Annotated in this window: 5 protein-coding genes; all 5 read left to right on the plus strand. The window is 35.5% G+C overall.

The window, feature by feature from the left end; genetic code table 11:
* From C7D97_RS10260 to C7D97_RS10280, 5 genes are read left to right on the plus strand one after another with little or no spacing between them, the layout of a single operon-like run.
* Positions 1-723, plus strand: coding sequence for a YaaA family protein (locus C7D97_RS10260; RefSeq protein ID WP_105301984.1), 723 nt, complete (start codon positions 1-3; stop codon positions 721-723).
* On the plus strand, positions 720-1835 hold the full coding sequence (locus tag C7D97_RS10265) for an exonuclease SbcCD subunit D (RefSeq protein ID WP_105301985.1): 1116 nt from the start codon (positions 720-722) through the stop codon (positions 1833-1835). The genes C7D97_RS10260 and C7D97_RS10265 overlap by 4 nt, the downstream gene beginning before the upstream one ends.
* A gap of 2 nt (positions 1836-1837) precedes the next feature.
* Positions 1838-4852: an AAA family ATPase gene (locus C7D97_RS10270; protein WP_240308920.1), complete on the plus strand. Its 3015-nt coding sequence runs from the start codon at positions 1838-1840 to the stop codon at positions 4850-4852.
* The gene (locus tag C7D97_RS10275; protein WP_105301987.1) at positions 4849-8214 is read left to right on the plus strand and encodes a PD-(D/E)XK nuclease family protein; all 3366 of its coding nucleotides are present in this window, start codon (positions 4849-4851) and stop codon (positions 8212-8214) included. The genes C7D97_RS10270 and C7D97_RS10275 overlap by 4 nt, the downstream gene beginning before the upstream one ends.
* Positions 8207-11572, plus strand: coding sequence for a UvrD-helicase domain-containing protein (locus tag C7D97_RS10280; RefSeq protein WP_105301988.1), 3366 nt, complete (start codon positions 8207-8209; stop codon positions 11570-11572). The genes C7D97_RS10275 and C7D97_RS10280 overlap by 8 nt, the downstream gene beginning before the upstream one ends.
* The last annotated feature ends 7 nt before the right edge of the window (positions 11573-11579 follow it).

Below are 11579 nucleotides of genomic sequence, written 5' to 3' on the forward strand. Positions count from 1 at the left end.
ATGAAAGTTATTATATCACCAGCAAAAAGATTTAAACATTTTGACAATAGAAAGACAGATAATATTTTATTTGAAGAAAAAACTCGAGATCTTGTAGAAAGGATTCAAAAGCTTAGCCTAAATGAAATAGGCAATCTCAATCAGACCAATGATGAGCTAACCGAGAAGGCTTATTTTGATTACAAGGAATTTGACTTTGATCACTTGGACAATCCTGCTATTTTTTCCTATGATGGCTTGGTTTTTAAGCAATTTTCGGAGGAGGACTTTACTGATCCTAGATACTTAAATGAGCACGTCTATATAATCTCTGCCCTCTATGGAGCCCTTAAGCCATATTCGGGTATAAGAGATTATAGATTGTATTTTGATAATAAGATGATCGATCTCTATGATTTTTGGAAGGATGATATCTACAAGGAAGTCTTCAGGGATGGAGAGACTGTGATTAATCTTGCTAGCAAGGAATATTCTAAGACTATTAGGCCATTTCTTAAGGAAGATGATCAATTTATTACTATTGATTTTAAGGATGAGAAAAATGGCAAGCTCAGATCAATCGTCGCTTGGACTAAACAGATGAGGGGGAAGTTTCTCAAGGAGATTATTACTAAGAAGATAGAAGATCCAGAAGATATCAAGAAGATTGAAATCGACGGATATATCTTCGATCCTTTTCTGTCTACTGGAGATAATTTCGTATTTGTTAGGAGAAAATCGTGAGACTCCTCCACTTATCAGACCTGCATCTAGGAAAAAATATCGGTTCATATTCCCTAATCGAAGAGCAAGGATTTGCCCTAGCTGAGATTATCAAAATTATAAAAGAAGAAGATGTCGATATAGTGATGATTGCAGGAGATATCTTCGATACTATTATTCCAAGTGCTGAGGCCATGGATCTTTATTCTAACTTTATCGAAGAGATAGTCTTTGATTTAGGTAAGAAGGTCCTAGCTATTTCTGGAAATCACGATTCATCTAAGAGACTTGATATCAACAAGAGATTCTACAGGTCCAATAATTACTATCTAGTAAGCGAATATGACAAAAATCATATTAGCTTTGAGGATGATTTTGGGAAAGTTAACTTCTATCTCATTCCCTTTATTTCCATAAACAAGGCGAAAACAATCTTTGATTCATCCATAGATAATTTCACCGATGTCTATAAATATGCCCTAGAAGCTATTGACTATAGGGATAGGAATGTGCTTATTACTCATTGCTACGCTTCAAATATGAGTTCATTTGACAAAGAAGTCTATGACGAAGGGCAAAAGCCTCTTACTATCGGAGGAACTGACGCCATGGATGCAAGTTTATTTGAAGGCTTCGACTATGTAGCCTTGGGCCATCTTCATAGGGCTCACTACGTCTTAGATCCCAAGATTAGATATTCAGGGACCTTTATGAAATATTCCTTCGATGAGGAAAATCTTACAAAAACTGTAAGCCTAGTTGACCTTAAAGATAAGGCAGAAATAAGAAAAATCGAAATCCCCTTCTTGAGGGACTTTGTCACAAAAAGAGGAATGTTTGAAGAAATCTTAAAGGAAGAAAGGTCAGAGGATTATATAAAATTTATCCTAGAAGATTCCTATATTCATGAAAATGCCATGGCAAGGTTAAAGGAGAAATTCCCTAGGGCTGTCTCAATCACTTACGCCAACAAGGCTGTATTTGAGAGGGAAGATACTTACGATGTGGACATAGATAACAAGAATTTGCTAGAGCTTTTTGCAGAGTTTTTCCGCTTCAAGATGGATGAAGACCTTAAAGAAGAAGACATAGAACTTATACAAAGGATAGGCTTATGCGACCAAGAAGACTGAAAATGAGAGGTTTTATAACCTACAAGGAAGAGGTCGATATAGACTTTACGACTCTTTTCGAGAAAAAAATATTTCTAATATCTGGGGCGACTGGTTCGGGTAAGACCAGCATTTTTGATGCAATAAATTTCGCCTTGTACGGAAAGGTAGCAAGAGACATATCCGCTGATAGATTAAGGTGCGACTTTTTATCAGAAGAAGATCCCTACACCTACGTATCTCTTGATTTTGAAGTAGGGGATAAGACCTATAGGATAGAAAGAATCCCAAGACAGGTTGCGAAAAAGACTAAAATCGGTCAAAATATAGCAAATGCTGTAAGTCTATACGATATTACAGACGGTCTTACTCTTCTAAGTGAGAAGAAAACCGAGACAGATGAGATGATTAAAAATATTATAGGTCTCGATGACAAGCAATTCTCCAAGGTAATGCTCCTTGCCCAGGGGAAATTCCAAGAGTTTCTATCTGCCAAGTCCACCGACAAGGCCAAGCTTTTGGGAGATATATTTAAGACCTATGAATATAAAAACTTCCAAGAAAAAATTAAGGAAATGGCTAAAGACAGTATCCAAAAGATGGAATACATAGATAATGATCTTTCAAATATCATCTCTTATAACGAAGAAATATCGGATCTTGTAGATAGGGACTTTATTATAACTCACGACTTTCCAGAAATGGAGAGGGTCATCGAAGAGAGAAAATTAGGATATGAAAATAAGTCTGACCTTCTTAAGAAAAGTGAATCTACTATTGATCAGGCTATAAAATCTGACCTGGGAGACCTTCAAAAGGCTGAATTAGATAATACAAATATAGAAAAATACCAGGAAATAGAAAAAAACCTGAGGGCAGAAAGAGAAAAAGAAAGCGAATACGAAAAGCTAAGAGATTTAATAAGAAAATCAGAGCTCGCAAATAATATTTCTATCTTTGAGAAAAACTACCAAGCTGCCCTTACAGATATCGATAATAACAAGGCTAATCTCGAAATCTTGAAAAAAGATGAGAAAACTGCTCTTAAAACAAAAGAAGAAGTAAGGGGAAAGTACGAAAAGCTTGCCGAGGATAGATTAAAGCTTGATAAGCTAAAAAGAAAAGCAGAAGATATAGAAAATACTATCCTTTCCTTGGAGAAGTTTAAGGAAGCTGAAATAGCCTACAAATCAATAGAAGAAAGGACAAAGCTACTAGATCAAACTCAAAAGGAAATAGAAAGTCTAGAAAAAGATTTGGCAAAAGAGCGAGAGCTATTTGATCTAAATAACGAACTTTTGGCTGAAATTGCTGAAAAGGGAAGGTCTGAGAGTAAGAATCTATCAAATCTCATGGAAAATATCAGAAAAGAAGAGGAAGACTTAAAAAAGCTAAGGGAGATAAAAAGCTACGAAGAAAGTCTCCTATCCTTAACTAAAGAAAAGGATAAGCTTGAATCCTCTGAGCTAAAGGCCAAGGAGAATGAAGATTTACTTATAATCAACAAGCTTATCGATAGGACAAACGAAGAGGGGATATGTCCGGTATGTGGAAGTAAGCATGATGAGGCAATAGGAAAGCACCCAATAGAGGACTACGACCTTGATGAATTAAGAAAGAGTCTAATAAGTAGTAAGGAAGCTATCAAACTTCGACAAGATCAAGTCGAAAAAATAAGAAAAGAAATAGTTTCTGATAAAAATATAAACGAGCTTGAGAAAATCCTTACAGAAAACTACAAGAGAAAAGATGAAATTGAGAAAAATATAAAATCCTTAAGGGAAAATTATAAGCAAAAAGATCAGGCGAGAATTGGCTTTAAGAAAAAACTCGATAAAATCTACAACGACCTAGAAATAAAAAAGAAAAAAGAAGATGGGCTAAAAAGGGAGGCTCAAGATAATAAAGAAATTGAGATAACTTACCTAAGCCAGAAGGATAAGATGAAAGACTTATCCAAAGAAAGTCTAGTAGATGAGAAAAAAATCCTAGAGAAAGAAATATTAGACTTGGATAAGGATATTACTGAAGTTAACAGGAACTATCAAAATGCAGAGCTTAAGATTAAGGAAATTCAAACAAAGATAGAAAATATCAAGGAAAATATAAAAGACCTTGACCTAAGAAGAGACAAGTACAAGGAAGAATTTGGTAAAAAGCTAGAAGAAAACTTTGATAATATCGCTTCTTACAAGGAAGCTCTAGAAAATTATTCTGGATTAGCTAGTAAAAAAGAAGGAATGGAAGAATTTTTCAATAATTTGGAAAAGCTTATGATAAGCGAGGAGAACTTTGCTTCATACAAGGATATGGAAGTAAGGGACCTAGATAAATTAAGAGGGAAAATCAAGTCAAAGGAAGATGAGAGAGACATAATAAGGAATCAAAAATCAGAGATCCACACTAGACTTGATAATTTCTCTAAAGTACTAGCTAGGCTTAAGCTTTTGAGGAAAGATTATGAAATGAATATGAAAGAAAACGAATCCCTTGCCAGACTTTCCAAGGTGGCGGATGGGTCTTTCGGCAAGGTAAAGGGCAGGGAGAAAATCGACTTTGAGACCTTCGTCCTAACCTATTATTTCGATAAGGTCTTAAAGCTTGCCAATATGAGGCTTCTCGATATGACTGACAATCAATTCTCCATGGTAAGAAAGTCCGATACGACAGATCAAAGGTCAAAGACCGGTCTTGATATAGAAATCCTCGATGCCAATACTGGAAAGATGCGTCCAGTATCTACTCTTTCTGGGGGTGAGAGCTTTTTAGCAAGTCTTTCCCTAGCCCTCGGCCTATCTGACGAGATTAGTATGGAAAATGGGGGAGTAAGGATCGATACCCTCTTTATAGATGAGGGCTTTGGAAGTCTGTCCAAGGATTATCTGGAAAATGCAATTTCAGCTATAGAAAAACTCGCCTATGAGGATAAATTTATAGGACTTATTTCTCATGTGGACGAATTAAAAGAAGCAATCGATGCGAAGATTTTGGTTTTCTATGAGGCAAGCGAGGGATCAAAAGTGGAGGTAGAAGCATGATAGAGACAATTATTTCAAGATATCCCAAGGAGATGTCTACTTATATCTATAGGAAAATTGAAGAAGATTTAAATAAAGGCAAGAAGGCTCTTTTGATAGTACCAGAGCAATACACCCTCCAGACTGATATTAATTTTCTTAAAAATATTTCCTTTGAGGCGGTAATGGATGCCAAGGTATTAAGTTTCTCCTCACTTAAAAGCTATATTGGGGAAAAAATCGGTCAGGCTAATGAGAAATTTCTTACAAAAAACGGGAAAATTATTCTAATTTCCAATATCCTCCAAGATATGAATGATAAGCTTAGTTTATTTCAAAACAAATATTCCAATATAGAGTTTGTAAATAATATTTCTTCTTTAATCTCATCTATCAAGGACAATAATTTTGACGAAGACTTCTTTAAGAAAATCGAAGAGACTGATGATCCTATTACTAGGATTAAATTTAAAGAAGTAAAGATGATCTACGATGCCTACGAAAAGGAAATTTCTGGCAAATTCATAGACTCTGAGGATAGCCTATCTTATATTATAGAAAGACTTCCGTACTGTGACTTCCTAGCCGATACAGTATTTTACTTTGATAAGTTCGATAGCCTATCAGACCTTAAGCTCTCCTTTGTAGAAGGGCTTATAAATAGGGGAAATGAAGTTTTCTTTAGCTTAAATCTAGATACAGATTTTATTAATAGTAATATTTTTTCAGACCTGGAGTTTTTCGATTCTACTGATAGACTCTATAGAAAGCTAAATGAAATAGCGAAAATTCACGATACAGTTCTTGATAATACGAGTCTTGCGAAAGAAGATATAGCCCATCTATCTAGAAACTTCGAGAGATTTAATTCTTTGAAATTTGGGGGAAGTCCTAATAATATTCGTTTTGTAGAACATCCATCGACTAAGACAGAAGTCGAAAACACTGCAAGAATTATAAATTATCTAGTAAAGAATAAGGGCTACCGCTATAAGGACCTCGCTATTTATATTTCTAGTGAAGACGAATACAAAAATGAAATAATAAAAGTCTTCAATAGATATGATTTGCCGATTTTTATGGATTCTGATAGGAAGCTTATAGACAATCACATAGTAAAGACGTTTTTGGCTATCTTAAGACTTGTGATTTATAATTTTAACAGTCAAGATTTAAGTTATTTTCTAAGGTCTGGCCTATTTAGCTTCTCAGAAAACTTTGAGGAAAAGGCCATAATTCTTGAAAATTATATCAAAAACAGGAAGATTAAGGGCAAGATGTTTCTTGAAGACAAATATTTTGCCTATGATGAAGATTTCTACAAAAATCTCTACGAGAATGATCCCAAAAGAGAAGAGAAACTAGGGGCAAAGACTTACGAATACCAAGTTATAAATGAGCTAAGAGATAGGATTTTGGACCTTCTTAATCCTCTTTTAGAGCTAAAAGAAGAAAAGACTAAGGATATTTGTATAGGAATCTTTAATATTATAGATGATAAAGACATAAGAAGGGGAATCGCTAGCTTTCAGGAAATCTTAAAGGAAAGCGGAAGGCTTGATGAATACAAGGAAAATGACCAAGTTTGGGATAAGTTTGTAGAAATACTCGAAGAGATCGTTGATCTTATGGGAGAAAGGAATTCGAGCCTTAGGAAGGTTTATTCCTTGATTGAAGCTACATGTAAGGATATCAATGTAGGAATTATCCCGCCTACCAAGGACCACATCGAGATAACAAGCTTTGCCAGAGCGAGGATTGCCGATAGGGGAGTAAACTTTGCCCTAGGCTTAAATGATGTTTTCTTCCCTTCGACTAATAGGGAAGAAAACATTGTAGGCAAGGGAGAAAAGGATAAGCTAAGGGCCCTTGACCTTGACCTAAAGGTTTTCGACGAAGACTATGAAGAGCGTGAGAAGCTTGTCTTCTATAAGCTAATTACCATATCAGATAAGTTTTTCTTATCGTATTCCCTTGCCAATAGGAAAAGTGAGGCAATTAATAAGTCCGTCATTATCAATTCAATTATGGATATATTCTCAGATAGAGAAGGGAAGACTTACGGGATGGTTTATGGCAATGACTTGGGTCTTTCCATAGAGAAATTTTCCTACAAGACTATGGAAGTAAGAGCTCTAAGAAGTATCAGACAGATGATGAGAAATGAGAATGTAGATGAAAATGATAGGGAAATTGCTAGAGCCTTTATCAAATATCTTAAGGAAAATGACTCATATGAGCTTATAGAAAAAGGCCTAAACTTTACTAATGATAAGAAAAATCTTAGAGAAGACTTGGCAGGTTCTTTATATAAGAAAAACCACTTCAATGTAAGCGAGATAGAAAGTTATTCTAGGTGTCCTTACAAGTATTTCGTAAACTACGGCCTAAGACCAAATATCGACGAAAGCTATGAAGTAGACCATATGGAAGTGGGAAATATTGTCCACAAACTTTTCGAAGATATTTCAAGAAACTTATCTGAAAAAAACATAGAACAGCTTAAGGCAAGTGATCTAGAGGATATATTGATAGAAAACTTCAAGGAAGCCACCCTTAGAAATCTCGACAAGACCAGAAGAGAAGATCCTAGGAATAAATTTATCTTAAATAATGTCCTAAATTCTGCCAAGAGGAATTCAGAAAAGTTAATCGACCAGGTAAAAAGCGGAGACTTCAAAATCTATGCTGTAGAAAAAGATTTTGGTTACGAAAATGAAGACAATCTGCCAAAAGTCTATATTGACGATAAAAATTATCTGAGGGGAAGAATCGATAGGATCGATAAGGCTGGCAATTTCGTAAGGATTATCGACTATAAGACAGGCAATAAGACCTTCAAGATAATAAATCTCCTTAATGGCCTAGACCTCCAGCTTTTAGTCTATATGATGTCGGCTACAGAAAACGAGAAAGACCTTATGATTCCCGTAGGATCCTTCTACATGCCCCTATACGATGAGATGGAGTCAGTAAATAGCGAGGGATATTCTCAAGAGACCTTGGAGAAGGCTTTGAATGATAAGTTTAGGATAAATGGCCTTATAGTTAAAATTAACGAAGAAATCTTTAAGATAATAGATAAAAATGCAGAAAGTCCGAAGGAATCTACCATCCTTGATTATAAGAATACGGACGTCCTTAGCCCTGAGGAAGTGACCAAGCTTGAAAACTTTGCCAAAAATTTAGTGGGAGTCTTTATTAAAAATATCAAAGAAGGAGATATCAGCCTTAAGCCTTTGGCCTACGATTCAAATAGGAATGAGTGCCAGTATTGCGACTTTAAGGGAATATGTAAGTTCGATGAAACTATCGACCAGCTTCGTTATAGGAATTTTGATAAGGATAAGACAATAGAGGATTTGGGAGGTGAAGATGACTAAGATGGAATTTAGCAAAGACCAAAAGGCTGCTATAGAGACTAGAGATAAAAATATAATAGTTTCGGCTGCGGCAGGATCTGGGAAGACCAGCGTCCTAGTTACAAGGATTATCCGCCTTCTTATAGAAGATAGGAAGGACATATCAAGTTTTATTATAGTTACCTTTACCAACAAGGCCTCAGTCGAGATGAAAGATAGGATAAGGTCAGCCCTTGAAGAAGAGCTTAAGAAGAAGGGGAGTGATGTTAAGTTTATCAAAGACCAGCTCAAAAACTTAAAGCATGCCCAAATCAAGACCCTCCACTCCTTCTGTGCGGATATGCTAAGAGAAAACTTCTATTATTTCGACGATTTATCTCCAAACTTTAAGGTAATAAGTGAAAATACGGCAATAATCCTAAAGTCAAATGCCATTGATGAGGTCTTTGATAATAGATATGAAAAGATGGATCCTGCCTTCGAAAACTTCCTCCATAACTTCGCTACTAATAAGTCAGATAGTGGGGCAAAAGATATTATACTAAAGACTTACGAGAAAATCATGGCTGAAGTAAGGCCAATTGCTTGGCTAGACCAGGCGACTTCGGAAGGCTTTAAGCTTGATAAGTTTAAGGAAACTGTAAGAGGCGAAATGGATCAAATCCTAGACTTAGCTAGGACCAACTACGACTTTACTATGGGCCAAGGCATGCGTGATAAGCACCAAGAGCTAATCTTCGATGACTTCTCTCAAATTAATAATCTTACTATCTTACTTGATAAGGATTGGGATAAGTTTATAAGAAAGATTGGCAAAATTAAATTTGGAAGGATATCTAAGTCCAAGAAGGATGTCGAGGAAGATTATAGCTTCATCAAAGATACGAGAGATCTATATAAGGAAGATATCAAAAGTGTTGCCAAGTTTGTAACAAATACAGATAGCCTAACCATGGAGCTTTTTGCCAAGAAGGAAGAGGACCTTCTTTCTGAAATCAATGTCTTGGTCAAGGACTTCATGAAGGTCTATCAGAGACTAAAAGAAGAGAAGGCTTACCTTGACTTTTCTGATATGGAACATAAGTTTATCAACTTGATCGACATAGAAGAAGCTAGAAATAAGCTTAGGGAAACTTACAAATATATATTCTTTGACGAATACCAAGACTCAAACGAAATCCAAAACTACATTATAGAAAAGCTTAAGGGAGAAGATAATCTATTTTTTGTAGGAGATGTCAAGCAGTCCATCTATGGCTTTAGGAGGGCTGAGCCAAAACTTTTCCTAGAAAAATTAGAAGCTTATGACAAAGATGATAAGTCAGTTAGGATTGACCTTAACAAGAACTTTAGGTCCCAGAAGGACGTCCTAGACTTCGATAACTTTATCTTCGATAGGCTAATGACCAAGGAAGAAAGCGACATCGACTACAGGGATGGAGGCCACAGACTTAACTTCAATAAGAATGAGCAAAGTTCTTACGAAAGGGCCAACATAAAGGTTATAGATAGTAATATTCGTGAGGAAGATTATCTGGTTAAACTTATCGAAGAAATCAGGACTATGGGCTACGACTATCGTGACATAGCAATTCTCTTAAGAAGTGGAGGAAAATCCTATATCTACGAAGAGGCCTTCAAGAAGGCAGAGATTCCTTTCTTTAACGATATAAGCAAGGTCTCCTTTAGGGCGGTTGAGGTTACATTTTTTATTAATCTTTTAAAATATCTTGCCAATCCAAAAGATGACCTAACTCTTTTGTCTATAATTAGATCTGAAATCTTCGATTTTGATGAAGATGATTTGGTTGAAATTAGATTAAGTTCTGATTCTTATTCCTTCACCAAGGCCTTTGATGAATATGACAAGGATGAAGAAATAGTTGAGAAAATCAATGACTTTAAGACAATTTTTGCCGACTTAACTTATAGCAAAAATCTCCTTTCGCTTTACGAATTTGCCAACTATGTCTTTGAGAAGACAGGATTTTATGAATATTTGCTGGCAAGAGATAGGGCAAGTGATAGGATAAATAATGTCGAAAGCTTTATAGATATAATGGATGAGTATGATAGATCTAATGACAATGGCCTATTTGGATTTTTGGACTTTGTCGATTCACTTTCTATGAATCAATCGGATAATATCCAAACGACAAGAGAGCTTTCTGAGGCGGAAGATTTAGTTAGGATAATGACCATCCATAAGTCCAAGGGTTTGGAATTTCCAGTAGTAATCCTTGCAGATTGTGGCAAGAGATTTAACAACAAGCACTTACGTGAACCAATTGTCTTTGATGATGATCTAGGAATTGGGATTAATCTTTCTGATTATGAGAACAAGTTGAGATTCTCATCTCTTAGGAAAAATCTCATCAATGATAAAATAACTAAGGAAAATAAGAAAGAGGAGATGCGAATCCTTTATGTAGCCATGACTAGGGCAGAAGAAATGCTTTTTATCACAGGTGAGAGAAATCTTAAGACAGTGGGAAGATTAAAGGGTCGAATTGATTTTCTTAATATGAATACCTACATGGATTGGATTCTTTCAATTCTGTCAAGAGATAAGGTCTCAGAAGAATTATTTGAAGACTATGAGACCGATGACCTAGATGGCCTTGCTTCACTTGAAGTAATAGAAGAAAGTGACCCTATAGATAAGTTTGAGTCTAAGGATATAACAGACTTTCTTAAAAGTGAAGATATAAATCAAGAAATTTATAATAAACTTAAGCAAATTTTCGATAGTCCATATCCTTATGAGGATCAAACAAGGGAATCTATCAAAAGATCTGTTACAGAAATAAGTAAGGACTTCGATCCTTCCCTTGATGGTTATAGGCTTCCTGACTATGAGGAAAGTGAGCTTTCTTCAGATTTTAGGAAGGCGAGTTTCGTATCAGAAGAAAAATCCTACAAGGCTGTCGATAGGGGAACTATGATCCATAGAATCTTCCAAGCCCTAGACTTTAATGATTATGATAAAGATAGCCTAAAAGAAGAAATCGATAGACTTGTTAGGGAAAAAAGGATTGAGGAAGATGGCTTGGACCTAGTAGAATTAGATAAAATCCTAGGCTTTTTCGAAGATCCTTTTATCAAAGATATATCCCAAAAGGCTACAAATATCAGAAAGGAAGAGTCCTTCCTGATGACCTACGAGGACTATTATGTCAATGGGCAGATAGATTTGATGTTTGAGATAGATGACAAGGTAATCTTAATCGATTTTAAGACGGATAGGACTAAGAGAGAGAGCTTATACGACAAGCAAATCCAAATTTATAGACAGGCTATAGAAAAATCTCTAGGAAAAAAGGTAGAAACTTCCCTAATCTACTGGTATAACTTTAAGGAATTTACTAAAATCGAATAAGAACAAA

Source organism: Anaerococcus marasmi, assembly GCF_900290195.1.
Taxonomy (GTDB): Bacteria; Bacillota; Clostridia; order Tissierellales; family Peptoniphilaceae; genus Anaerococcus; species Anaerococcus marasmi.

Coding starts and splice junctions, on each gene's coding strand:
- C7D97_RS10280 (WP_105301988.1), top strand. CDS start 8,207: ATGACTAAGATGGAATTTAGCAAAGACCAAAAGGCTGCTATAGAGACT.
- C7D97_RS10260 (WP_105301984.1), top strand. CDS start 1: ATGAAAGTTATTATATCACCAGCAAAAAGATTTAAACATTTTGACAAT.
- C7D97_RS10270 (WP_240308920.1), top strand. CDS start 1,838: ATGAGAGGTTTTATAACCTACAAGGAAGAGGTCGATATAGACTTTACG.
- C7D97_RS10275 (WP_105301987.1), top strand. CDS start 4,849: ATGATAGAGACAATTATTTCAAGATATCCCAAGGAGATGTCTACTTAT.